Below are 24,873 nucleotides of genomic sequence, written 5' to 3' on the forward strand. Positions count from 1 at the left end.
GGTTCGCGCTTCCCCTCCCGGCGCGGGGTGGGGGGGTGAACGGCCTCGACCCGGCCCCTTGGCCGATGGGAGGGCGGTCCGGTGCAGGTTGGGTTGAGCCGGGTACGATGGGGCGGCGTGTGGAGGAACCAGGATTTCCTCAAGTTGTGGGCCGGGGAGACCGTATCCCTGTTCGGATCGCAGGTCACCACCCTGGCTCTGCCACTGACCGCCGTCCAGTCTTTTGCTGCGACACCGGCTCAGATGGGCATCCTCTCCGCCGCGCGCTTCCTTCCCTTTCTGCTGCTAACCCTCGTCGCGGGGGTCTGGGTCGATGTCTACCGGCGCCGTCCGATCCTCGTGGGGGCGAACCTTGGACGCGCCTTCGTCCTGGCGCTGGTGCCCCTGGGTGCCGTCATGGGGTGGCTTCGCATGTGGCACCTCTACGCGGTGGCCTTTGGGGTCGGGGCGCTGACGGTGCTCTTTGATCTGGCATACCAGTCGTACGTGCCCAGCTTGGTCGAGCGAGAAGAACTGGTGGAGGCAAACAGCAAGCTCCAGACGAGTGCTTCGGCCGCCGAGGTGGGCGGGCCCGCCCTCGGCGGCCTCCTTGTGGAGTGGCTGTCCGCTCCGGTGGCGGTCGCCGCGGACGCGTTGTCCTTCTTGGTCTCGGCGGTGCTGCTCGGTGCCATTGGCCGGCCTGAGCCCCGGATGGACGCACCTGCCCAGCGGGTGCCCCTGTTCCGCCAGATCGGGGAGGGCTTGCGGATCACCTTCAGCAACCCCTATCTGCGCAGCCTGGCGGGCGAGGCCGCCACGTACAACTTCTTCGAAACGGCGATCCTCGCCCTCTTCACGCTCTATGCCACCCGGGAGTTGGGCCTCAGCCCCGCGCAATTGGGGACCGTGATGGGAACGGGCGCCGTCGGTGCCCTTCTCGGCGCTCTGGTGGCTGAGAGAGCGGCCCGGGTGCTCGGGCTTGGTCGAGCCATCCTGGCGTCGATGGCCTTGGCCTGCGTCGCACCGCTGCTGATCCCCCTTGTCAGGGGTCCGCTGCCCGTCGTGATCGCCCTGCTGGTGGCGGCCTTTTTCGTCAACGGCATCGGGCTGGCCATGTCCAACGTGCACGTGGTCAGCCTGCGCCAGGCCGTGACGGCACCTCATCTGCTCGGTCGCATGAACGCGTCGTACCGGTTCTTCGTTTACGGAGCCATCCCGCTGGGCTCGCTCTTCGGCGGCTTGTTGGGGGAACACCTGGGTGTGCGTTCGGCCCTCTTGGTGGGCGCCGGCGGCTTGTGCGCCGCCCTCTTGTGGGTCGTGTCGTCACCCGTGCCGCACTTGCGCCGTCTTCCCGAACAAGCCGGGCCGGCGTCCGGCTAGGAGCGCGTCGGGCTGGGTTCAAGGCGGCAGGCCCTTCGATCGTCTTCGGGTCGATCGGGCATCGCCGCGGCTTCTCGGTGCCGGGACCCAGCGTCGCCGCGGCCCGCGCCGCCCGTCGCCGGACCAAGACAGGCCTTTCCCCGGTCGCCACCGAAATGGCATCCAGGGACGCCAGGCCGTTTGCAAGGAGGGAACCCCATGGCCCACACCATCCACTCCCGTCACGTCCACTACGGCTGGGACAACGGCCTTGAGCCGGTGCTGGAGGTCGAACCCGGCGAGGCGGTTGAGTTCGAGGTGGTCGATGCCTCGGGCGGCCAGCTGAACCCCGGTTCGACCGCCGCGGACGTGGCGCGTCTCGACTTCGAGCGGGTCAATCCCGTCACCGGACCGGTGTTCATCAAGGGCGCGAAGCCGGGGGACGTGCTGGAGGTCGAGATCCTGGAGTTCGGTCCCGCCCGCTGGGGCTGGACGGCCATCATCCCCGGGTTTGGCCTTCTGGCTGACGAGTTCCCGGATCCCTACCTCAAGATCTGGGACCTGTCGGGGCCCGGTGAGCGTGCCTGGTTCAACGAGCGCATCGCCGTGCCCCTCGCCCCCTTCCCGGGCACCATCGGTGTCGCCCTGCCCGAGCCGGGGCGGCACAGCATCGTCCCGCCGCGGAAGAACGGCGGCAACATGGACATCCGCCACCTGACCGCCGGCACCCGGCTGCTCCTGCCGGTGTGGGTCGAGGGGGCGCTCTTCTCCATCGGCGACACCCACGCCGCCCAGGGGGACGGGGAGGTGTGCGGCACGGCCATCGAGGCGGCCATGCAGGTGGCCTGCCGCTTCCGCATCCGCCGCGACCTGCGCCTGGACGAACCGGCCTTCATCGTGCCGGGCCCGCTGGCGTCGGGCCAGGACCCGCGGGGCTACTTCGTCACCACCGGGATCAGCGACGACCTGATGGAAGCCACCCGCAAGGCCGTGCGGGCGATGATCCGCTATCTGGGGGAGACCTACCACCTGGAGCCTGCGGAGGCCTACGCCCTGGCCAGCGTGGCCGTGGACCTGAAGATCAGCGAGGTGGTCGACGCGCCCAATTGGGTGGTCTCCGCGTTCCTCCCCCAGTCCCTGTTCGTCCGGTGAGGACCGGTGAGGAAGGGCAGGCGGAGGGCTATCGACCGCGACGTGCGGCCGGCAGCAAGGGGCGGTGCGGGCAGGACGCGCACCGCCCCGATCCGTTGGACGGCCGATACGTTGGACGGTAAGGGACGCTCGGCCCATGGTCACGACAACTTCGTCTGACCGTTTCGTCTCCTCACCCACCGCTCCACCCATTGCGCCAGTTCCCGCTCATCCATGTGACCAAGCGCTACCCGTTCCATGACCTCAACCGCCTCCGCTGGTGGCGGATCGAAGACGAGACCTTCGGACGCAAGCCAGAGGCCGAGTGCCAAGAAAGCCGTCCGCTTGTTTGCATCCACAAACGGGTGGTCGCGCACAAGGGCATGCGCACACGCCGCTGCCTGTGCAACAGGCGTCAGGTAAGCAGGTTGTCCACCGGCAGTCTGGAGCGCCCTCGCAACAGCCGCCTCAACGCGACCTACGTCAAGGACCCCTGGCGCGCCACCGCCGAACTCAAGGGCCAGGTCGTGTAGGTAGAGGATCTGAGCGGGGGTGAGACTCATCGCTGGGCGAGCTCTTCGAGGATGACCCGATGCCTTTCGGCGAACCGCCGGGCCTCCTCGACGAACGACGGGTCAACGCCTGTCGCGGAGTCCAAGGGCCGGATGACCACCCGCCGCTGGACACGATCCACCTCCACCTCGACCGGAGCACCCTCCTTCAGCCCCAGCTCATGAAGCTCCCGGGCGGGCAGGGTAACACCAAGGCTCTGACCGATCCGTAAGATTCGCCGGATCCCCATGGCCATCCCCCCCACACAGATCCTGGTGATATCCATTCTAACCTTACTCAACTTCCCGCGCGGCACCGCTGCTTCAGGCGCGCATGCGGCCAACACCCTCGGCGGTGGCCGCGGTGCGGGCGGGACGCGCACCGCCTTGTGCTATCATCGTGCCGGTCGAGGACCTCGGCGCGGTCGCTGGGACGCGGTAGGATCCCGATCCCCCGCGGAGCTCGCATGGACGCGGGCGAGCGCCATCGACGGCCCAGGGGGCCGTCCAAGGAGGGCCGGCGGTGACGGGGCGGGCGACCATCCTCATCGTCGATGACGAGCCGGATCTGACCCGGCTCCTGGCCGAGCACCTGACGCGGGAAGGCTTCGCGACCCGGGTGGCGCCGGATGCGGAGACCGCCCTCCGGCTGCTGGACGAGGAGCCGTGCGACCTGGTCATCCTGGACATCATGCTGCCGGGGATGGACGGGATCGATCTGTTGCGCCGGATCCGCGACCCCCGGCGGGGGTGGCCCGACCTGCCGGTGATCATGCTCTCCGCCCGCGGCAGCGCGGTCGACAAGACGGTGGGCCTGTCCTTGGGGGCCGACGACTACGTCGCCAAGCCCTTCAGCCTGCTGGAACTCACCGCCCGCGTCCACGCGGTGCTACGCCGGTCCCGCACCCGGGCGGCGCAGCCGGCGGCGGTGGACCCGACGCCGGTGGCGACCGATGGCGCGCGGCGACCCTCGGCCCCGACGCCGTCGCCCGGCCGGGAGGCGGCGCCCCCCGCGGCCGCGTTCGTCCGGGAACCGCACGCGACCGGCGGCGAGGTGGTCCGGTGCGGGCCCCTCACCATGGACCTGGCGGCAGCCCGGGTCTGGGTGGACGGGAAGCCGGTCCACCTCACCGCCAAGGAGTACCAGATGCTGGCGTGGTGGATCCGCCACCCCGACCGGGTCTTCACCAAGCAGCAGATCTACGAGGCCGTCTGGGGCGAGCCCTACGTGACCGACGACAACACGGTCGCGGTCCACATCCACCGGCTGCGGGCGAAGATCGAGCGCAACCCGGAGCGGCCGGCGATCATCCAGACCGTGCGCGGCCTGGGCTACCGGCTGGTTTGCGGACCATGAGCCAGCACGCCGTCGGGATGGCGCTCGGGCCGTCCTCGGGGTCGTGGCCGCCGGTCGCCCTCCTCCCGGCCGGCGGGATTCCGTGGCTCCTGGTCGCGGGGGTGTCCATCGCGGCGGCCTTGTTTGCCCTGGCCGCCTACTGGGGGCTGCGTCGCGAGCTGCGGCGGCTGGCCCAGGCCGTCGAGGAGGCGCGGGCGGGCGACGTCATGGTGCGCTTCCACTCGCGCCACCCGGGCGTGCGGGCCCTCGCCGCGGCGTTCAACGGGGTGATGCGACGCCTGCACGACCTGGAGGCCGCGCATCAGCGGGAGGAACAGCGCCGCCGCCAGTTCCTGGCCGCCCTCTCCCACGACCTGCGCACGCCGCTGACCGCGGTGCTGGGCTATCTCGAAGCGGTCGCCCGGGGCGACCTGGCTCCCGCGACCCGACGGGACTACCTGGAGACGGCGCACCGCAAGGGGCGGGAGCTGCGGGAGACCCTGGACCGGATCTTCGAGTGGGCGCGCCTGGACCTGGAGGTCGCGGACCTGCCCACCCCGCGGCTCAACCTGGCCGAGCGGCTGCGCCAGCTGCTGATCGAGTTCTACCCCGCCCTCCGCCAGAGGGACATCGCGCTGGAGCCGGACCTCCCCGAGGCGGCCTGGGTGCGGTGCCACCCGGACCTGGTGGACCGCGTCGTCCGCAACCTGGTCGACAACGCCCTCCGCCACGCCCGGGGCATCACCCGCCTGACCGTCGCCCTCCGCCGCACCGGCCCTGTCTGGGAGCTGGTGGTGGCCGACGACGGCGAGCCCGTGCCCGACGAGGTCGTGGCGGGCTTGTTCGTCCCCTTCCGACGCCGTCCCGGTTCTCCGGGCGCCGGACTCGGGCTGGCCATCAGCCGCCAGCTGGCCCGCGCCTGGGGCGGGGACCTGCGCGCAGGCCCGCGGCAACCGCGGGGCCTGGCGTTCATCGTCACGTGGCCGGGGGCCGACCCCGGGGGACCGGCCCGCTCCGCCCCCTCGCCGTCCGCCGGGTCGGGAGGTGGCCGCGGCGACGACGGACGCGCGCAGGGGGCGCCGTCTGGGAGCTGAAGCGGCCAGGCGCCCACCAGCTGCGTACCCCCCGCCCCCGCCCCCTTCACCGCACCGTAAGCGTGGCGTAATCGGGCCGACGGGCTGCGTTCAACCCCGTGCGCTATGCTGCGGGCGGGAGGTGAGGGGATGGACGGCCCGACACCGGCCGCCGAGCTCCAGGGGGTCGGCAAGCGGTACGGGCGCCGCTGGGCGGTGCGCGACCTCACCATGACGGTCCACCCGGGCGAGGTCTACGCCCTGCTGGGGCGCAACGGGGCCGGGAAGACCACGACCCTGCGGATGATCCTGGGCCTCGCCCGACGCACGACGGGGGAGATCGTCCTCTTCGGCCGGCGCCTGGAGCAGTGGGGTGCCGAGGTCTACCGCCGCGTCGGCGCCACCGTGGAGACGCCGGGCTTCTACGGCAACCTGACGGCCCGGGAGAACCTCTTGCACAATCTCCTGATCCTCGGCGTCCCGGAACCGCAGCGCATCGACCAGGTCCTGGAGCTGGTCGGGCTGCGCCACGCCGCCGACCGGCGGGTGCGGGAGTTCTCCCTGGGCATGCGCCAGCGCCTGGGCATCGCCCGCGCCCTGCTCCACGAACCCCGGCTCCTGATCCTGGACGAACCGACCAACGGCCTCGATCCCGCCGGCATCCGCGAGGTGCGCGAGCTGATCCGGGAGCTGGCCGCGGAGCGGAAGATGGCGGTCCTGCTCTCCAGCCACATCCTGGCCGAGGTGGAGCAGGTCGCCGACCGGGTCGGCATCCTGCACGAAGGCCGGCTGGTGGAGGAGGTGCGCATGGGCGAGCTGCGGGATCGCGGCCGGACGTACCTGGTGATCGAGACCCGGGAGCCCGAGGCGGCCGTGCGCCTGCTTGAGGAGCGCCTGGCGGTGCGCCGGTACACCGTGCTGCCGGGCGGCACGCTGCGGGTCTACGAGCACGTGGACCGGCCGGACCAGGTCGTCCGCGTGTTGGTCGAACACGGCCTCCCCGTGCTTCACGCCTCCGTCCAGCGGGAGAGCCTGGAGGACCACTTCTTGCGGGCCACCGCCGCGGCGGACCCGGCCTCGGACACCGGGACGAACCGGCCCCCCGGCGCGGCGTGACCGCGCCGCCGCAGGTCGGCCCAGGGCCCGATCGGGGAGCAGACCCCGCGCTGAACGCGCTGCGGACCCGAAGCGAAGACCGCGCCCCAACCCGGGGCGACAGGAGGGGAGCACACGTGGCCATCCTGCGCGCCGAACTCCTCAAGTGGAAGCGATCGTGGGTCGTCTGGGCGGCCCTGGTGGCCGCCGGCGTCGCGCCGGCCTTCAACGCGCTCCTGGTTTGGGGCGCCCGGCGGGTGGCCGGCACGGCCGGGGAAGGCGTCTCGATCCCGTGGGAGGGCTTCTTCGCCCAGGTGGGCTTGTTCGCGAACCTGCTGGTCTACCCGCTGCTCTTCGGCTTCGTGGTCACCTATGCGGTGGTCCGCGAGTACCAGGAAGGCGCGGCGACCAACCTCTTCGCCCTGCCCGCCAGCCGGACCGGCATCCTCCTCGCCAAGCTGGGCGCCGCCGCCCTGATCCTGGCGGTGGCGGTGGTGGCGGCGGTGCCGCTGGCCGTGATCGCGGGACTGCCCGTGCTCGGCTACCTGCCGTCGTGGGATGCCGTCGCCGCCGGCCTGGGACTCCACCTGGTCGCGGGGCTCGCCCAGTTCCTCCTGGTGCCCGTGGTGCTCTGGCTGGCCGTCCTCGGTCGCAACTACGTGTTGCCCCTCGCCGCGGCCGGGTTCTTCGTGGTCGCCAACATCTTCACCGCCTTCGCCGGCGACGAGGCGCTCTGGATCCCGACGGCGATCCCGGCCTGGACGGCCCAGGCCCGCTACCTCCCCGAGATCGCCGCCCACCTGCCTGCCTGGTGGGTCCAGCTGCCGCCGCTGTTCCTCGGGTTCCTGGCGCTGGCGGCCCTGACCGTGACCCGCCGCGACGTGGTCTGAGCGCGCCGCTTTGGCCATCCTATCCGACGGGCCGCCGAGCGGCGGGTGCGCCGCGGGACGGCGGCGCGAGGGAGGATCGCAGCCATGCCCACCCTCTGGCCCTGGGTGATCACCTGGGGGCTGATCCTGGCGAGCGGCATCGCCCTGTGGCTCTTCGTCCGGCGCGCCCACTACCAGCGGAACCGGCGGGACCGGCTCTGACGCCCCCGGACCCCCGGCGCGGCGAGAGCGGACGCGGCCCCGCCCCCCGTCCCCATGCAGCCGCCCGGCCGACGTCGCCCTGCGAAGGGCGCCGCCCATCGGCGCCGCGGACCGGGCGTCACCGGTTCGCGGTCACCGATCCGGTGGTCAGGACCCGCCGCCGACCAGCCACCGGGTCGATGTCCGCCCGCACTCGACGACGGCGCGGCCGACGCGAAGGCCGAAGGGCCCCAGGGCGTCCACGATGGCGCGGTACGCCCCGAGGCCGGGCCGCTCGTCACAGGTTCCGGACGAACCGGCCGCCGGGTGCACCGCCCGCACGGCGTACCGCCAGATGAGCGGCCGCACCAGGGGGGCCTCGAAGGCCGCAGGCGCCACGTCCAGGGCGTAGGCCGCGAACTGGGCCTGTCCAGGGCCCAGCGTCGACGGCACCGCGGGCACGGACAAGGGCACCGCCACCGCACCGAGCAGCACCAGGGCGAGCACCGCGCTTCCGGCGCCCCGCAGCCACCCGTACCCCCGCCCCCTCCGAGCCACTGGAAGAGCCCCCTCACGTCGGGAAGAACACGCCCGGATTGAGCACCCCCGCCGGGTCGAACGCGGCCTTCAGCGCCCGCAGCGCCGCCACGTGTCCGGGGCCATGCTCCCGCTCGAAGAACGGCGCGAAGTCGCGCCCGGTCCCGTGGTGGTGGCTGAGGGTGGCGCCGTGGGCGAGGAACGCCTCCAGCCCCGCCTGCTGCACGTCCCGCCACGCCGCCCACATCGCCTCCCGCGGCGGCTTGAGGACGAAGGTGAAGTAGAGCGAGCAGCCGTCGGGGTACGCGTGGGTCACGCGGCAGAGGACCATGGCCACCGGCGACCATCGCTCCATGCGCCGGAACAGCGCCTCCCGGACCGCCTCCCGCAGGGCCGCCGCGCGGGACCACGCCGTCGCCGTCTCCAGGGTGTCGACCACCAGGCCGTGGTCGATCATCACGTCCCGCCAGTAGGGCTGCTGGACGAACCCCTCCCTCCACGCCTGCACGCCGGCCGGCGGCACCTCCCGGCCGCCGGCGGCCCGGCACAGGCGGGTCGCCTCCTCCCAGGCCACCGTCACCGCCCGCTCCCCGTCGGGATCCGCCACCTCGAAGCCCAGGTGCAGGAAGGCCCCCGGTTCCATCCCCGCCCGGCCCCAGAAGGCCACCATGGCCTCGTACTCGTCCAGCAGGCGCAGGACCGGCGGGTAGATGCCGGCCTGGACGATCCGGCGCACCGCCTCGAGCCCCTCGGCGAACCCCGCGAAGCGAAAGCCGGTGGCCCGCTTCCGCGCGGGAGGGACCTGCAGCCGCAGCACCGCCTCGGTGATCACGCCCAGGGCGCCCTCGGAGCCGATGAACCAGGCCTTGCCGTCGGGACCGGAGGCCGATTGCGGCACCTCCCGGGTCTCGATCCGCCCCCGCGCGGTCACCACCCGCAGGGCTTCCACGGCCGTGTCGATCTTGCCGTGGAGGGTGGCGAAGTGGCCGCCGGCGCGGGTGGCGATCCACCCGCCCACGGTGGAGCAGGCGTAGGACTGGGGGTAAAAGCGGAAGGCCAGCCCTTCCCGGCGCAGGGCGTCTTCCAGGTCCGGGCCCAGGGTGCCCGCCCGCACCCGGGCGCGCCGGCTGGTCCGGTCGATGGCCACGACCCCCTCGAGGTCCCGCAGGTCCACGCTGACCACACCGGTGTAGGTCGGCGGCACGTCGGGCTCGACGCCGCCCACCACCGAGCTGCCGCCGCCGGTGGGGATCAGGGCCACCCGCCGGCGCTCGGCGTACTCCAGGAGGCGCAGGAGGTCGTCCTCATCGGCGGGGTAGGCCACGGCGTCGGGGAAGCGCAGGTTCGTCCCGGTGCGGAGGCGGATCAGGTCGCCGGTGCTGCGGCCGGCGGCGTGCAGGGCCCGCTCGTAGGGGGTGGCGACGATGCGTCCCCGGAAGCCGGCGAGGCCGGGGAGACCGCCGGCCGAGTCGGACCCGAGCCGCGACGGCGGCAACGGGATGTGCTCCAGCGGCACCGGCGGCCGGTAGTCCTCCGCCCGGACGCCCGCCAAGGCGCCCGTGGTCTTCCGCCATCCCTCGATCCGCTCGGGGGCTGGTTCTTCCCCCACGTAGCCCCAGCCGTTCCACTTGCGCACCCGACGGGCCTCCGGCACGTCCCCAGTCCCCCCGGTGTCGCAGCGCGCCCCCGGGCGGCCCAACCCCCGCCCGGTGGCACGTTCTTCCATCGGTTCAACCGGACCCGCCGCATCCGTTGCGGCCCCAGTCCCGGCGAAGATCGAGCGTGCTCGACCGAGCAGGAAGCGAACCCACCGTCACGAACTCAACGCCATCCCGTGGGATCCGGGCAGGGAACCGGGCCACGCCGTTGGCACCGTGCCCAGCGAGCGGGCGCCGCCAGCGCACCTCGAGATGGCCGGTCCCCAGCAGGCCACGGGTGGCGAGATCGTCCTGCGCTGCGGTCAACCTTCCCGCAACCGGGCGAAGGGGTGGACGATCGTGCCGGTGACCGTCCGACCCGCCAGCGATGGGGACGTCCAGGAGATATGCGAGATCCTCGCGGAGGGAGACCGGGATCATGCGTCCGCACTTCCCACCGTGTTCATGACCGCGTGCGACCCGGCCTGGCGGGAGCCCGCGGTACGACAGTGGATTGGCGATCCCACGTCGGCGGTGCTGGTGGCCGATGAAGGCGGAAGGCTTGCCGGCGTCGTGGTCGCCGTCCTGCGTCACGCGCCCCGCGAGGTGCCGGTGCTGGCCCCGAGGCGGTATGTCTGGATCGATTCCCTCGCCGTCTGCTCGTCCCGCCGGCGGCAAGGCGTGGGCCGAGCGCTCATGGAGGCGGTTCACCGGTGGGCCCTCGATCAGGGAGTCGACGAGATCGAACTGAACGTTTGGGAGTTCAACCGTGCAGCTATCGCATTGTACACGTCCCTCGGCTATGCGACCACGAGCCGCCGGCTCCACCTACGCCTGCCATCGGCCTGACGTCGTCGGGACACGTTCCACGCCGACCTGGTGCAGGCGGGAGTCCCGTCCCCGCGGTTCTCCCCACAGCCCGGGCTGCAGGCCCGGGGGCTGCAGGAGCGCGGTCCCTGTGAGCCGAGCCCGTCGCGTGGTGGCCGCCCCTTCGCGAGGGCCGCTGGCGCAACGGCCAGCGGCCCTTGCAGGGAACCAGCGCATCAAGGAAACCGAGGGAACTTGCTCCAGTCGGGCTTGCGCTTCTCCAGGAAGGCGCGCTGCCCCTCCTTGGCCTCCTCCGTCAGGTAGAAGATCAGCGTGGCGTCGCCCGCCAGCTGCTGCAGGCCCGCCAGGCCGTCGGTATCCGCGTTGAAGGCGGCCTTGAGCATGCGGATGGCCGTCGGGCTCTTCTCCAGGATCTCCCGGGCCCACTTCACGCCCTCGGCCTCCAGCTGGTCGGCGGGGACCACGGCGTTGACCAGGCCCATCGCCAGGGCCTCCTGGGCGGAGTACTGGCGGCACAGGTACCAGATCTCCCGCGCCTTCTTGTGGCCCACGATCCGGGCCAGCAGCCCGGCGCCGTAGCCGCCGTCGAAGCTGCCCACCCGCGGCCCGGCCTGACCGAAGCGAGCGTTGTCCGCGGCGATGGTCAGGTCGCAGACCACGTGCAGCACGTGCCCGCCGCCGATGGCGTAGCCGGCCACCAGGGCGATCACCGGCTTCGGCAGGGTGCGGATCTGACGCTGCAGGTCCAGGACGTTGAGCCGCGGCGTGCCCTCTTCGTCCACATACCCGCCATGGCCCCGGACCTTCTGGTCGCCGCCGGTGCAGAAGTTGCCGCCCGCACCGGTGAGCAGCACCACGCCGATGCGCGGGTCGTTGCGGGCGTCGGTGAAGGCGTCCTGCATCTCGACGATGGTCTTGGGCCGGAAGGCGTTGAGCACGTGCGGCCGGTTGATGGTGATCTTGGCGATGCCCTCGCCGTCGGCCTTCTCGTAGATGATGTCCTCGTAGTCCTTGACCTTGATCCAGCGCGGCAGCTCCACCGTCGTCGACATCGCCGACCCTCCCCGTCGTAGCCGTGGATCGCGCTGATGCCTCCACCCGCCGAAGCGCGGTCTCGGCGGCTCCCTCGTGGCTTCCGCGAAATCCTGGTCGGCCTCGGTCCTCCGGCGCCTCGACCCGGACCTTCGCCCCCCCCAACAACGTCCCGGGGGCTCACTCACCTTCGCACCGCCTCCCAGAAGGCTCTCACCTCCCGGACGAACCCGGCCGGATCCTCCAGGTGGACGGCGTGCCCCGCCCCCGGTACGGTCACCGCCCGGCCCCGGGGCAGGCAGGCCGCCATCGCGGCCGCCAGGGCGGCGTACTTGGCGTCGACCGCCCCCGCCAGGCAGAGCACCGGCATCGCCAGGGCAGGCAGCCGGTCCCACAGCGGCGGCTGGACCCCCGCCCCGATGCCCCGCAGACTGTTGGCCAGGCCCTGCGGGCGTTGGTTGAGGCGCGTGGCCCGCACGGCAGCCCGCAGCGCCGGCGGCAGCCGCCGCAGCCCTGCGAAGAGGGGCAGCCCCTCCCAGTGGCGGGCGAAGGACTCCACCCCCTCCGCCTCGATGCGGCGGGCCAGCTCCTCGTCGGCGCGGCGCCGGGCCGCCCGCTCGGCGGGATCCCGCAGCCCCGGCGACGACGACTCCAGCACCAGCGACGCCACCCGGTCCGGCGCGGCGGCCGCCAGCCCCAGGGCCACGCGCCCTCCCATGGAGTAGCCCACCAGATGCACCCGGTGGCAGCCCAGGCGATCGAGCAGGGCCAGCAGGTCGGCCACCTGCTCCTCCATGCGGTAGCGCCGGGGATCCGCCGGGGCGGCGGTGCGCCCGTGACCCAGCAGATCGACGGCCAGCAGCGGCCCCGCCGCGGCCAGCTCGTCCCAGACCGGCGCCCAGGTCGCCGTGCTGCCCGTGAAGCCGTGGAGCAGCAGGGCGGGCTCGCGGCGGCTGGACTCGTGACGGCACCGGCTCGCGCCGGCTGCCGCGGGGGCAGCAGGGGCCGCGGGGGCAGCGAGGGCAGGGAGGGCAGCGGAAGGGCCCTGGGCCTCCCCACCGGCGGCCTCCAGGTAGTACCGCACCCCGCGGACCCGGACGAACCGGCCGCCGACGGGCCCCGCCGCCCCGCGGGCGTCGGCCGCCGGCCGGCGCCCGGCCTCAGCCGGGGGATCGGTGCCGACACCGGCGTCCGCCCTTGCCTCGGGGATGACCGCTGCCCCGCCCTCCGCCTCGACCCGGGGGACGGCTGCTGGGTCGCCCTCCCCCTCCGCCTCGGGGGTGGCTGCTGCATCGCCGTCCGCCTCCGCCTGGGGGGCGACGCCGTCCTCCGCCTGGGGGGCGACACCGTCCGCCTGGCGGGCGGCTGCTGCCCCGCACGCCGCCTCGGTTGGGCGGGTCGCCGCACCCTCGCGCGCGAACTCGACCGCGAGGGCGGCTTCCGCCCCGGATGCCGCCGCCGGCGGAGCGGCCGCTGCCCCGCGGCCACGGCCGTGGCCGTGCCCACGGCCAGCCCCGGCGGCCTCGCGGTCGTCCTCGGCCGGGGGACGACGGGGCTCGCCGTCCCCGGCCCGGGATCGCCGTGCCGGCGACCCCAGGCCGTCCTCCGCGGCCGGCCCCGCCACCGGCCCGGTCGGCCCGCTCCCCGTCCGGGGGGTGGCCAGGCCCGCCTCCGCCAGCGCCGCGGCCACCGCCCTCCACACCTGGCGGTGGTGGTCCACGTTCCGCCTCCGGTCGGTCCGCACCTCGACGATGACCGGACCGCCGCGCCGTGCGCCTTGGCGGGGTGGGTCCGGGACCCCGCTGTCGCCAGGCCTGGCCGGGGCGGTGCGGACGGCGGCGAAGCCGGGGGATGGGTCGGCGGCGGCCAGGGCCTCCCGCACCGCGTTGCGGAACGCGTCCCAGGTTCGGACCCGCCGGTACGGGATGCCGTACAGGGCGGCGGCGTGGCGGAAGTCAAGGCCGTGGGGCGTGCCCCAGAGTGCCTCGAATTCTTCGGGGTCCAGGCGTGCCTGGGGCAGAAAGGAGAAGATCCCGCCGCCGTCGTTGTTCACCACCACGACCACCAGCGGCAGCCGGTAGCGGGCCGCGGCCCAGAGCCCGTTGAGGTCGTGGTAGAAGGAGAGGTCGCCGATGACCAGCGCCGCCGGCCCCTCCCCCGCCGCCGCGACGCCGGCCGCGGTGGAGACGACGCCGTCGATGCCGCTGGCACCGCGGTTGGCCAGGCACCGGATGGGCGTCGGCGAGGCGGGGACGAAGGTGTCCACGTCCCGGATCGGCATGCTGTTCCCCGCCACCAGGAGGCTGCCCGGCGGCAGCAGCCGGGCCAGCTCGGCCACAACCCGCGGCTCGGCCGGTTCGTCCCACCCGGCCAGTTGGCGGGCGATGGCCTCCCGGGCGACGCGATTGATCCGTTGCCAGAGGGCGAGCCAGCTGCCGGGATCGCCGGCGGCGTCCGATCCGGGCGACGGGCCGCGGCTGGCCTCGCCGCCCGGGGGTGTCGGCTCGGCCTCGGTCCTCGTAGCCTCCCCTTGCAGCCGCTCCGCCAGCTCCGCCAGCTGCTGGCACGCCCGCGCCGGATCGGCCCGGACGACCCGGGCGGCGACGTGGGCGGGGTCCGGCCAACCCCCCTCGTCCAGGACGATCTGCAGCGCCGCATGCCGCTCCAGGTACTGCGCCAGCGGCTTGGAGACGGGAGGCGCCCCGATGCGCAGCACCACGTCGGACGCCAGGGCGTCGGCCAGCGCCGGGTCGCGGAGGAAGGCGTCGTACGCGTCGATGATGGGGCACTCCGCATCGATGGGGCTCTCCGCATCTGCGCCCGCCGCCGGGCCGAGGTGCGGCCCCCATCGCACCCCCGAGAGGGGATCGGCCAACACCGGAAGCCCGAGCCGCCGGGCCAGTCGCGTCACCGCCACGGCCAGGGGCGGCCCCCCGGGCACGGCAACCGGCGCCCCGCCGCCGCTCCCCGTCCCAGGGCCGGCCGGCGGGACGGCGGCGACGGCCGGCGCCACCGGGCCGCAGACGATCAGCCCGCGGCGGGCACCGGCCAGCAGGCCCAGTAGTTCCCACGCCTGACCGTCGGCGAGGGCCGCGGGGGCCAGCCGGGGCTCCACCGCCGCCCCGGTCGCACCAGCCGACCCGCCCCGCCCGGGCGTCCCGGTCCCCCAGGCGGTCCCGGCGGCCCGCGCCGCTCCGGGCGGGCGGACCGCCACCCCCGGACCCCAAGGCCCGTCCGCGATCCCCGTCGGGCGCCCCGCCTCGCCCGTCCCGTCCCCCGCCCCGGTGGCCTCGTCCCCCGCCTCGGCGTCGCCCGACGCCCCCGGGACCAGCGGCTCGCGGAACGGCACGTTGAGGTGCACCGGGCCGGCGGGGGCGGCCAGCGCCTCGGTCACCGCCCGCACCGCCGCCCGGGTGACGAAGGCCCGCCCGGCCGGGTCGTCCTCGGGCAGGGGCAGGTCGCAGAACCACTTGGCATGACGGCCGTACAGGTGGATCTGGTCGACGGTCTGGGAGGCGCCGAAGTCCCGCAGCTCGTGGGGCCGGTCCGCCGACAGCACCACCAGGGGCACGCGGCCGTAGCGGGCCTCGATCACCGCCGGGTAGAAGTTGGCCGGGGCCGTGCCGGAGGTGGCGACCACCGCCGCGGGCCGGCCCGTGGCGCGGCCGATCCCCAGGGCGAAGAACCCGGCCGACCGCTCGTCCAACTGGACCCACACCCGCACCCCCGGGTGCCGGGCCGCAGCCAGCGCCAGGGGGCTCGAGCGCGAGCCGGGGCAGACCACCACGTGTTCCACCCCGGCGGCGACCAGGCCGTCCACCAGGGCCCGCGCCCAGCGGAGGTTGACCGTCCCTCGATCGACGGCGCCGCCCTCGCCGCGGCCACGCCCCGCGTCCCGGGGCGCCGCGCCGGTCCATGCGGCCGGAGGCATCGCCGGTACGGCCCGGGGGCTCTGGGACAGGGTGCCGCCGACCGGTTCCCTGGGCTCAGCCACCGTGCGCCGCCTCCCCGGCACCGGCCTCCGCCCCGAGGTCGGGTTCCACCCCCAGGGCGGCTGCCAACGGCTGCAGCTTGAGGGCCGTCTCCCGCCACTCCCGCTCGGGGTTCGAGCCCGCCACGACGCCGCACCCGGCGAAGAGCCACGCCTCCGGCCCCCGGACGAGCCCGGAGCGGATGGCCACGGCCATCTCGCCGTCGCCCCGGTGGTCGAACCAGCCGACGGCGCCCCCATACCAGCCGCGCGAGCCCCCCTCCCACCGGCGGATGAAGGCCAGGGCCCGGTCTCGCGGCCACCCGCCCAGGGCCGGGGTCGGGTGGAGGCGCGCCACCAGCTGCGGCAGCGTCACCCCGTCGACCACCCCGTGGATCGGGGTATGGAGGTGCTGGACGTTGCGCAGGCGCAGGAGCCGGGGCTCCGGGGCGATCTCGAGCCCGCGGCAGACGGGCGCCAGGGTCTCCCGGAGCATGCGCACCACGAGGGTGTGTTCCTGCCGCTCCTTGGGGCTTTGCAGCAGGGCTCGGGCCAGGGCCTCGTCCTCGGCGGCGGAGGCCCCCCGGGCGGTGGAACCGGCCAGGGCCGCCGTCTCGAGCCGCGCCTCCCGCAGCCGCACCAGGCGCTCGGGTGAGGCTCCCAGGAACACGCCGCGCCCCCCCGGCCCGCGGCCGTCCCCCGCCACGGCGAACACGAAGCACTCCGGATACTCCGCCCGCAGGCGGCGCAGCACGGTGCCGGGATCGAAGGCGGTGCCGGCCCGCACGTGGAGGCGCCGCGCCAGCACGACCTTGGCCAGCGCCCCCGCGGCGATGGCCTCGAGGGCGGCGGTCACGGCCTCCGTCCAGCGGCGGCGGTCCGGCCGGGCCACGGCGGCGACGGGCGCCGCTGCCGGGCGGCGCCCGTCGCCGCCGGAGCCGGCCCGGCGACGGGGTCCACCGCCCGCCGTAGCCCCCGGGGCCGACCGGGCGGCGAGGGCCAGCAGCGACAGCCACCGCCGCCCCCCCTCGCCGGCTGACCCCCGCCCCGTCGGGGGCACCGTCAGGCGCACGCCCTCGGGGAACGTCCAGCCGGCGTCGCCCTGCCGCCCGGTCGGCGTCCCGGGGAGGACGACCCGGTTGAAGGTCAGCCATGTGCCGTGGGGGCCGCGGGTGAGCAAGAGCTCCGGCAAGACGAAGCGCGCCGCCGGGAACCCGACCCAGGCGGCGTCCGGCGGGACCGCCGGGTCGAAGGCGAACCCGCCCACCAGCACGGGACCCGTGCCCCACACGCCGTGGGGGGCGTCCACCAGGGATCCGGCGCAGAGGGACCGCCAGGCGGACTCCAGCGCTCCGGCCACCGCCGCCAACGGTCCGGCCGGTTCGTCCCCCCGTCCATGGCCCACCGGGGGGCCAGCCGACGGGCGGAGGGGGTCGGGGCGGGACACCGGCGCCCGGGGACCGCCACCCGAGTGGCCCTCCGGCCCCCGCCCACGGCCGCTCCCCTCCCCGGCCTGCCCTCGCTCGCCGCCCTCCTCCACCGTCAGGACGGCCGCCGCGCCCAGCGCGACCAGGGCCATCGGCTCATCCGGAGCGAGCCAGAGCGCCCGCTCTCCCGCGACGATGGCGGCGCCGTCGAAGACCGCGAGGGGATCGACCGGCTCCGCGGCCACGGTGAAGCTGACCACGGCGGGTCGCCCGGCGCGGTGCGCCTGGTCGTGGGCCCGGGCGTCGAGCCGCTCCAGATCGCGGGCGACGGGTTCGATCAGGGTGCTCAGGGGTGCTCCGCCTCTCGCCACAGGCACGATCCCTCGATCCCGGTGGTGTTGCGTCGTCGGTGGTCGTGGCCGAACGCGTCAGCGGTGAATAAACGTTCATTCATCGGCGACCCAGGGAACCTGCTTCGTTGCGGGTGGTGAAATCCCTGCCCGTCCCCGGGCCTCATCCCAAGGCGGCGCGGATCCACCACCAGGCATAGCCCCCGACCAGGGCCGCGCCGGTGGCCTTGTAGAGGCCGAGGGCCATCCGACCCAACCGGTACAGGTCCTCGTGGCGGTACCGCCCGCCGAGGTAGCGGGGCGCAGCCCGCAGGCACCGGGCGGCCGGGACCAGGGTGAGCAACAGCAAGGCGGGCAGGCGGCCGGCCAGCACCCCGGCCACCACGAGGACCGCGGTGGCGGCCACCCATCCGAAGTACAGGCGCACGGCGCCGGCTTCGCCCAGCCGCGCGGCCAGGGTCCGCTTGCCGGTGGCGCGGTCTTCCGCGATGTCGTGGATGGACTCGGCGTAGAGGATCAGCGCCACCAACGAGACCAGCGGCAGCGACGCCACCAGCGCCTCCAGCGACACGCCGCGGGCCTGGACGTAGTACGAGCCCACGACCAGCACGGCACCCATGTTGAGCCCGACCATGACCTCGCCCAGGCCGCGGTAGCCGTAGCGGACGGGCGGGGCCGTGTAGAAGAGCCCGCTGGCGATGCCAAGGAGCCCCAGGGCCAGGGCCGGCCAGCCGGTGCGGGCGGCGAGGTAGACGCCAACCAGCGCGCCGAAGCCGAAGCACACCCAGGCGCCCCGGCGCAGGCTCTCCGGGCTGAGCCACCCCGCCTGGATCACCCCGCTGCCGCCGGTGAAGGGCGCGTCGCCCTCGTACATGACGAAGTCGTAGTAGTCGTTGGCCATGTCGGTGCCGGCGTGGATGGCCAGGCTACCCAGCAGGGTCCAGAGCGCCAGCCACGGGTCGAAGTGCCCTTCCCCGCCCGCCACCAGGATCCCCACCAGCACGGGGATGACGGTGACGGGCTTGAGGTGGGGCCGAGTGGCCTGGAACCAAGCGCGGGCGAGGAGCCGCCACGAGCGCGGCTCCGCGGCGGGCGGGGCCGCGGCGGACGGTGGCGTCGCACCGCCCGCGGGCGCGGGGCATGCGCCCGCAGAAGTCTCCGCGTCTTTCGGCGTCGTCGCGGACGGGCGGCGTTCCTCCGGATGGTTCACACGAGTCGCCTCCCCCTTGGCGCGGAGGCCGCGGCACCTGGGGCGGCCGACCGACCCGGTCGCATGGCGACGCTCGGCGGTTGCCCCACCGGCGCCCTCGATCGGGGGACGGGACCCTCCATCGGGGAACGGCGCCGTCCATCGAGGGACCCGTCGCCTCCGCATCGCCCCCACGGGGGTTGCTTTGGCAGGGATCGCGGGACCCCCGCCTTGCGGGGTGCACCCCTTCGCCCCCCGGGCAAGGGGCCACCCTGGGGCCACCCTGCGTCCTCCCGATCACGTCCCCATTTTAACGCCGGTTCACGCCGGCGGCCGCTCCGGCGCGTTGCGACGCTGCACGCGCGCAACGACTGGCAAGGCACGCCGCCATTTTAACGCCGGGGGCCGCTCCGGCGCGTTGCGACGGTGCCCACCGGCTCGCCGGACCTTCCCGTTGCTGGGCCCGGCAACCGTGTGCTATCGTTGGGATGGAAATACGAGGAAGGACGGGAGATCGATGGACGGCGAGGCGGCCGTCACCCGCGAGCCCGACGGACCAACGGAGGCCTGGCTGATCCTCGAGCGCCTCAAGGACCTGACGGAACAGAACGCGGGCTTGCGGCGTTGGGTGGAACAGGAGATCAAGGACCTTCGCCAGGAGGTCAAGGACGTCCGCCAGGAGATCAAGGATGTCCGCCAAGAGGTCAAGGACGTCCGCCAGGAGGTCGCGCAACTGCGCGAGGAAGTTCGGCAGGAGATCCGGAACGTCCGCCAGGACATGGCCGTCCTGGAACGGGGGCTCCGGGACGAGATCGCCGCGCTGCGGCGGGACCACCGCACCCTGTGGGTCAGCACGCTGGCGGTGTGGGTGACCATCCTGGCGGCCCTGATCGGCCTCTACGCCCGCGGAGGCTGATCGCCTCCTGGGCCATCTCGCGGAGCACCTCCCACGATTCACCCGCCTCCTCCTCCTGCGGCTTCGTCTCCGGCTCCGGTACGGCTTCAAACCAGCGACGGAGACCTGTGCTGGACTTCGTCCAGCTGCGCGGAGCGTTCGCGGCAGGGTCGGGCCGCCCGGTCCGGCTCGCGCATGGTGGCGAGATCCTCACGACGGCTGGCGAGAGACATCGGCACAGCACGTCCCTTCGGTACGATTTCCCCATGAGGGGTCCGGGACCCCCTCGGTTCCATCTTGGCTGAGGGACTGCGGCCGGTTGCGGCGCTGCATGAACCCGGCTATACTGGCCTTAATCTTCCGTTGACAATGGACCCAGCCGGTACACCGGCAACCCCTCTCTTATCCAGAGCGGTCGAGGGACGGGCCCGATGACGCCGCGGCAACCGGCGACGCCGTCGTGCGGTGCCAACTCCCGCGGCTCCCCGCTGGGGATGCCGAGAGATGAGAGAAGGGGGACGGGGATCGAACACGACGTAGCACGCCCCTTCCTCCTTCGGAAGGGGCGTTTCCTTTCGGTCGGGTCCTTTCGGTCGGGTCCTCTCGGTCGGTCCGTCGGGCCCTTTCGGTCGGGGCGTCTCCGTTCGGTCCGTGCCGCCGGCCCCGCCGAGCCGACCGGCGCCGATGGCGGGGTCTGCCCCGACCTCCCAGTCCAAGCGGGCTCCGCCCCGACCGCCAGGCCAGGAGGTGACCAACGGTTGAAGCTTCCGTCTGCCCGGCCCGACCCCGCTGGGCCGCCCCCAAGCCAGCGCCGTCCGGACGAACCGGCCATCGCCGGGGCCGGGTCGTCGACCGCCGAACGCGGCCGGTCCGACGTGACCCTGGCCCCCGGCGGGCGGGTCGGCGGGTCGCCATCCGCCGCGGGCGGGGGGGCGCCGTCCGCGCCGGTCGGAGGGCCGGCATCCGCTCCGGTCGGGGGGTCGCCATCCGCGCCGGTGGGGAGGGACGCTCCTTCCACCCCGCTCGGCGAACCCGCGGGCCCCCTCCAGTTCGCCCCGCCCTTCCTCGCCCTGGCCGACGCCGACCCCTCCTGGACCTTGGCGGCGGAGGCCGGGGACGCCGGCGCCCAGGGCGGGACGGACCCCGACGGGACCGGCAGGGCGGCCGTGGCGGGCGCCGCCGCGGTCGCGTGGTGGCCGCTCACGCGCCCCCGTCCCGTCGAAGCGGTCCACCTCACCGCCATCCGCAGCGGCGCCCGGCTGATCCGCACCCATACGCGATGGGCCAACGCGGCCTGGCTCCAGGATGCCACCGCGGCCCAGGTGCAGGATCTCAACCTCTGGGCCGCCAAGCTGGCGCGGTCGGCCCGGGAGGTGGCCGGGGAGCCCTGCCTGGTCGCCGGCTACCTCGGCCCCCTGCCGCCCGCGGCGGCGTCCCTCGCGGACCACGATCCCGCGGCGGCGGTCGGCTGGTACCGGGACCAGGTGGCGGGCCTCCTGGCCGGCGGCGTGGACCTCTTCTGGATCGCCGCGCGGACCGTGGCCGAGGCCCGCGGGGCGCTTCAGGCCGCCCGCGAGGCAGCCCGGCTGCCGGTCGGACTCCTGTGGGAGCCCGGCGGGGAGGCCGGCGCCATGGGGGCGGACGCCCAGGCGATCCAGCTGGTGGCGGCTCTCCAGGCGACGGGCATGCCCGACGCCCTCGGCGTCGCGGTGACCGGCGGACCGGCGGAGGCGGCGCCCTGGCTGGCGGCATTGCGCGACGCCGGCTGGGCCGGCCCCCTGTGGGTGAGCCTCGGGGAGCCGGAGACGCCCGAGCCCTCGGAAGCGGGCGGACGGGCTCCGGGCACGGGCGGCGGACCCGTCGTTGGCGCGCGGGGACGGACTCGGGACACGGGGAACGAACCCGTCGCTGGGGCGCACCGGCGGGCTGCGGGAACGGGGAGCGAACCCGTCCCCGGGCAGCCGGACGGGCGGGGGGACGGTCGTCCCACCCGCCGGAGCGGGGCGCGGGGGAACGGAAGCCCCACCGCCGAGGAGCAAGCCGACCCCTGGGCGACGCTGCGCCTGTTGGGCGTGAGCTGGGTCGCGGGCACCGGCGCCCGGTCGCCTGCGCGCTTCGCGACCCTCGCCCGTCGGCTGCGGCAGGCCGGCGCCACCGCACCACGCCCCGCGGCCGGGGAGGCTGGCGGGTGGCGGGCCGACGCGCCTCCGTCGGCGGTGCGGGCCACGGGCGGCGCATCGGTTCCCAGAGGGCCGGCCGAACCCTGCGGCCCGGAGGATCCGGTGAACCGGACGGCCTCCGCTGCCGCCCCGACGGGGACCGCCGGCGCCCCGGCGGCGACGGCGGGAGCTGGCCTCCCGGCCGATCGGGCCGACACCCCGGGGGCTCCCGATGCGGCGACGGTGGCGGGGACGAACCGGCGTGGCGTCGCCGGGCCCGGAACCCCCGCCTGGGGCGGCGGCACGGGCGGCGGCGTGCCGCCTGCGCCGGCGGAGGACCGGCTCGCGCGACCCCTCCCGCTGCGGGAGAAGCTGGGCCGCCGGTTCGTCATCAGCGTCGAGCTGGACCCGCCGCGCGGGCCCGTCACCACCAAGTTCGTCGCCGACGCCCGGACCGTGGCGGCCGCGGGCGCCGACGCCGTCAACGTGGGCGACAGCCCGATGGCGCGACCTCGCATGGCCGCCCTGGCGGGCGCCTACCTGGTCCGCCACGCCGCCGGCATCGACGCCATCATGCACTGCACGACCCGCGACCGCAACCTGATGGCGCTCCAGGCCGACCTCCTGGCGGCCCACGCCCTGGGGGTGCGCAACGTGCTGGCCCTGACCGGGGACCCTCCGCGGTTGGGGAACAGCGGCGCCTCGCCCGTCTACGACGTGGACTCCATCGGGCTCCTGGAGGTGCTGGCCGCGCTGCGCCGCGGCGAGGACCCCCAGGGCAATCCGCTCGGCGCCCCCGTCGACTTCACCGTCGCCTGCGCCCTGAGCCCCAACGCGGACGACCTGGAGCGGGAACTGGAGCGGTTCCGCCGCAAGCTGGCCGTGGGCGTCGTGGACTTCGTCATGACCCAGCCGCTCTACGAGCTCGAGCCCCTGGAGCGCGTCCTGGACCGGCTGGGCGGCTGCCCGGTCCCGATCCTCCTGGGGGTGATGCCGCTGCACAGCGGCCGGCACGCCCACTACCTGCACCACCAGGTACCGGGCATCTCCATTCCCGATGCCGTGCGCGAGGCCCTGGACAAGGCCGGCGATCGCGGCCTGGAGGTGGGGCTGGAGCTGGCCGAGGCGGTGGTCGAGGCCGCCCGGCCGTACATCGCCGGCGTGTACGTGGTGGTCTCCTACGGCAAGGCCGAGCCGGTGGCCGCGTTCGTCCGGCGGCTGCGGGCCCGGTTCGACGAGCCCCGTCCGGCGGCGGAGGGGGCGGGGGCGACCGCTCCCCGCCCCGCCACCGCCGGGTCGGCTGCGGCCTGGCCGACCGACCACGGCTCGTCGACCCCGGGCGGAGGGATCGGCCCCCGGGCGGACTTCCCGCCGGCTTCCGGTGCGGCATCGCCGGTGGAGCAGGGGGAGGTGCGCCACCATGCCGGGTGAACCCGACCGCGCTGCCACCACGGCGGGTCCAGGCGGGCAGCCCGCAGCCGCAGCGCACCCGTCGCCGACGCCGGCCGGCCCGGGGCTGGAGGGGGCCGGCGCACCCGCGGAGGCCCCCGGCGCCGCCGCTGGGCCGCCTCCTGCGTCCCGCGGGCTGCGGCTCGAGACCCGGCTCGTCCACGCGGGCGTCCGCCGCGACCCGCGCACGGGTTCGGTGGCCGTCCCGATCTACCAGACCGCGACCTACGAACACCCGGGCCCCGGCCAGACCACGGGGTGGGACTACAGTCGCCTGCACAACCCGACCCGCGAGGCCTTCGAGGCGGCGGTGGCCGGGCTCGAAGAAGGCTTCGCCGCCGTGGCCTTCGCCTCCGGGATGGCGGCCATCACGGCGGTGCTGCACCTCTTGCGGCCGGGCGACCACCTGGTGGTCACCGAGGACCTCTACGGCCACACGTGGCGCGTCCTGGAGGAGCTCTTCCGCCACCTGGGCATCGCCTACACCCTGGCCGACACCACCGACGCGGCGGCCGTGGCCGCCGCCCTGACCCCGTCCACGCGGGCCGTGCTGGTGGAGAGCCCGACCAACCCCTTGATGCGGGTCGCCGACCTGGACGGCCTGGCCGCCCTCTGCCGCGCCCGGCGCCTGTGGCTCGTGGTCGACTCGACCCTGTTCACGCCCCTCTTCCAGCGGCCTCTGGCCCGCGGGGCCGATGTGGTGGTGCACAGTGCCAGCAAGTACCTGGCCGGACACAACGACCTGGTGGCCGGCGTGGCGGTGGCGGCGACGCCGGCCCTGGCGGACGAACTGGCCTCCATCCGCACGGTGACCGGCGGGATCCTCGGACCCCACGACGCCTGGCTGGCCGTCCGCGGCCTGAAGACCCTGGCGCTGCGCATGGAGCGGGCCCAGAGGAACGCGCTGACCCTGGCCCACTGGCTGGCGGCCCACCCCGCCGTGGCCGCCGTGTACTATCCGGGCCTGCCGTCGAGCCCGTTCTTCCGGCGATGTCTCCAGCAGGCGGCGGGGTTCGGCGCGATGCTGAGCTTCCGGCTGCGGGAGCCGGCGCGAGCGGAGCAGGTGCTGGCCCGCCTTCGCCTCGTCGTCTTCGCCGAGAGCTTCGGCGGGGTGGAGAGCCTGATCACCCACCCGGCCACCACGACCCACAAGGAGATGCCGGCGGCGCTGCGGGAGCGGCTGGGCATCGACGCGGGGCTGTTGCGGCTGTCGGTGGGCATCGAGGCGGTGGACGACCTGGTCGCCGACCTGGAGGGCGCCCTGGGCGGTCCGTCGGCCCTCGGGGTGGCCGAGGCCGGGCAGCGGGCGGAGGCGACGCTGCGACAGCTCGCGACCCGGGAAGCGGCGGGCGCCAGGGCATGACGGGCGCTGGCCCCGGCTGGGGCCGGGGCCGCGGCGGCCGACGAGGGGCGCGAAGCGGCCGGCGCCAGGGCATGACGGGCGCTGGCCCCGGCTGGGACCGGGGCGTCGCGGCCGACCAGGGGCGCCAAGCGGCCGGCGCCAGGGCACGACGGGCCTGGCCTCGGCTGGGGCCGGGGCCGCGGCGGCCGCCAAGGGACGCGAAGCGGCCGGCGCCAGGGCACGACGGGGCTGGCGCCGGGCGGCGGGGACGGGGAGCCGGACGGCGCCCGCTCGCTGGCCGACGGAGCAGCGGGCGAGCCCCGGGCGTCGCCGGTGCGGGCGACGTCTGCAGGAGGCCCGGCGGGCCGGGTCGGGTCCGGACCCGGGCCGGCCGGCGCCGAATCGGAGGGCGACGCGGCCCGCGGGGACGGTCGGCCGCCCGCCGAAACCGTGGACGAACGCGG

General features: G+C 74.9%; 19 protein-coding genes and 1 riboswitch. Of the genes, 11 read left to right on the forward strand and 8 right to left on the reverse strand.

Annotated elements, in window-relative coordinates; translation table 11 throughout:
• Positions 1-81: 81 nt before the first annotated feature.
• Positions 82-1,359 carry an MFS transporter gene (locus E1B22_RS11525; RefSeq protein WP_135225762.1) on the forward strand — a complete coding sequence of 426 codons (1,278 nt, stop codon included), beginning with the start codon at positions 82-84 and terminating at the stop codon, positions 1,357-1,359.
• A gap of 198 nt (positions 1,360-1,557) precedes the next feature.
• Positions 1,558-2,490: an acetamidase/formamidase family protein gene (locus tag E1B22_RS11530; protein ID WP_135225763.1), complete on the forward strand. Its 933-nt coding sequence runs from the start codon at positions 1,558-1,560 to the stop codon at positions 2,488-2,490.
• A gap of 140 nt (positions 2,491-2,630) precedes the next feature.
• On the opposite strand, the gene E1B22_RS11535 is transcribed toward E1B22_RS11530, so the two are convergent.
• Together E1B22_RS11535 and E1B22_RS11540 are read right to left on the reverse strand one after the other, a co-directional pair.
• On the reverse strand, positions 2,631-3,032 hold the full coding sequence (locus tag E1B22_RS11535) for a type II toxin-antitoxin system death-on-curing family toxin (RefSeq protein ID WP_135225764.1): 402 nt from the start codon (positions 3,030-3,032) through the stop codon (positions 2,631-2,633).
• The gene (locus E1B22_RS11540; protein ID WP_135225765.1) at positions 3,029-3,271 is read right to left on the reverse strand and encodes an AbrB/MazE/SpoVT family DNA-binding domain-containing protein; all 243 of its coding nucleotides are present in this window, start codon (positions 3,269-3,271) and stop codon (positions 3,029-3,031) included. Before E1B22_RS11540 ends, E1B22_RS11535 begins: the two co-directional genes overlap by 4 nt.
• Positions 3,272-3,543: 272 nt before the next feature.
• Between E1B22_RS11540 and E1B22_RS11545 the strand changes: the two genes are divergently transcribed.
• The 5 genes from E1B22_RS11545 (at position 3,544) to E1B22_RS11565 (ending at position 7,615) form a co-directional block, all read left to right on the forward strand.
• Complete coding sequence (locus E1B22_RS11545; RefSeq protein WP_135225766.1) at positions 3,544-4,377, forward strand: response regulator transcription factor; 834 nt, start codon at positions 3,544-3,546, stop codon at positions 4,375-4,377.
• A 17-nt stretch (positions 4,378-4,394) separates the two neighbouring features.
• Positions 4,395-5,450 (forward strand): sensor histidine kinase KdpD, encoded by a 1,056-nt coding sequence (locus E1B22_RS11550; RefSeq protein ID WP_167758923.1) that lies wholly within the window; start codon positions 4,395-4,397, stop codon positions 5,448-5,450.
• Between the two features lie 129 nt (positions 5,451-5,579).
• Positions 5,580-6,545: an ABC transporter ATP-binding protein gene (locus E1B22_RS11555; protein WP_135225768.1), complete on the forward strand. Its 966-nt coding sequence runs from the start codon at positions 5,580-5,582 to the stop codon at positions 6,543-6,545.
• 116 nt (positions 6,546-6,661) lie between these two features.
• Positions 6,662-7,414: an ABC transporter permease gene (locus tag E1B22_RS11560; protein WP_167758924.1), complete on the forward strand. Its 753-nt coding sequence runs from the start codon at positions 6,662-6,664 to the stop codon at positions 7,412-7,414.
• Positions 7,415-7,498: 84 nt separating this feature from the next.
• Positions 7,499-7,615 (forward strand): histidine kinase, encoded by a 117-nt coding sequence (locus tag E1B22_RS11565; protein ID WP_135225770.1) that lies wholly within the window; start codon positions 7,499-7,501, stop codon positions 7,613-7,615.
• A 147-nt stretch (positions 7,616-7,762) separates the two neighbouring features.
• Here E1B22_RS11565 and E1B22_RS11570 read toward each other — a convergent pair whose 3' ends face one another.
• The gene (locus E1B22_RS11570; RefSeq protein WP_135225771.1) at positions 7,763-8,152 is read right to left on the reverse strand and encodes a hypothetical protein; all 390 of its coding nucleotides are present in this window, start codon (positions 8,150-8,152) and stop codon (positions 7,763-7,765) included.
• Positions 8,153-8,165: 13 nt separating this feature from the next.
• Positions 8,166-9,767, reverse strand: a complete 1,602-nt coding sequence (locus tag E1B22_RS11575; protein WP_167758925.1) for an FAD-binding oxidoreductase — start codon at positions 9,765-9,767, stop codon at positions 8,166-8,168.
• Between the two features lie 238 nt (positions 9,768-10,005).
• Between E1B22_RS11575 and E1B22_RS11580 the strand changes: the two genes are divergently transcribed.
• The gene (locus tag E1B22_RS11580) at positions 10,006-10,617 is read left to right on the forward strand and encodes a GNAT family N-acetyltransferase (RefSeq protein ID WP_135225773.1); all 612 of its coding nucleotides are present in this window, start codon (positions 10,006-10,008) and stop codon (positions 10,615-10,617) included.
• A 194-nt stretch (positions 10,618-10,811) separates the two neighbouring features.
• Here E1B22_RS11580 and menB read toward each other — a convergent pair whose 3' ends face one another.
• The 4 genes from menB to menA form a co-directional block, all read right to left on the reverse strand.
• Positions 10,812-11,648 (reverse strand): 1,4-dihydroxy-2-naphthoyl-CoA synthase, encoded by an 837-nt coding sequence (menB, locus tag E1B22_RS11585; protein ID WP_135225774.1) that lies wholly within the window; start codon positions 11,646-11,648, stop codon positions 10,812-10,814.
• A gap of 164 nt (positions 11,649-11,812) precedes the next feature.
• Positions 11,813-15,622 carry a 2-succinyl-5-enolpyruvyl-6-hydroxy-3-cyclohexene-1-carboxylic-acid synthase gene (gene menD / locus E1B22_RS13975; RefSeq protein WP_305791204.1) on the reverse strand — a complete coding sequence of 1,270 codons (3,810 nt, stop codon included), beginning with the start codon at positions 15,620-15,622 and terminating at the stop codon, positions 11,813-11,815.
• Entirely contained in the window at positions 15,615-17,396 is a 1,782-nt protein-coding gene (locus E1B22_RS11605) for an isochorismate synthase MenF (protein ID WP_243123414.1), read from the reverse strand. Before E1B22_RS11605 ends, menD begins: the two co-directional genes overlap by 8 nt.
• A 142-nt stretch (positions 17,397-17,538) precedes the next feature.
• Entirely contained in the window at positions 17,539-18,585 is a 1,047-nt protein-coding gene (gene menA / locus E1B22_RS11610) for a 1,4-dihydroxy-2-naphthoate octaprenyltransferase (protein ID WP_135225776.1), read from the reverse strand.
• A gap of 496 nt (positions 18,586-19,081) precedes the next feature.
• On the opposite strand from menA, the gene E1B22_RS11615 reads away from it, so the two are divergent.
• From E1B22_RS11615 to E1B22_RS11630, 3 genes are all read left to right on the forward strand, one after another.
• On the forward strand, positions 19,082-19,480 hold the full coding sequence (locus E1B22_RS11615) for a hypothetical protein (protein WP_135225777.1): 399 nt from the start codon (positions 19,082-19,084) through the stop codon (positions 19,478-19,480).
• Positions 19,481-19,858: 378 nt separating this feature from the next.
• Positions 19,859-19,970, forward strand: a riboswitch (SAM riboswitch).
• A 247-nt stretch (positions 19,971-20,217) separates the two neighbouring features.
• On the forward strand, positions 20,218-23,049 hold the full coding sequence (locus tag E1B22_RS13980; RefSeq protein ID WP_305791206.1) for a methylenetetrahydrofolate reductase: 2,832 nt from the start codon (positions 20,218-20,220) through the stop codon (positions 23,047-23,049).
• Between the two features lie 154 nt (positions 23,050-23,203).
• A complete protein-coding gene (locus E1B22_RS11630; RefSeq protein WP_167758977.1) occupies positions 23,204-24,430 on the forward strand; it encodes an aminotransferase class I/II-fold pyridoxal phosphate-dependent enzyme in 1,227 nt (408 codons plus the stop codon).
• The last annotated feature ends 443 nt before the right edge of the window (positions 24,431-24,873 follow it).

Source organism: Thermaerobacter sp. FW80 (genome assembly GCF_004634385.1).
Lineage (GTDB): Bacteria > Bacillota > Sulfobacillia > Thermaerobacterales > Thermaerobacteraceae > Thermaerobacter > Thermaerobacter composti.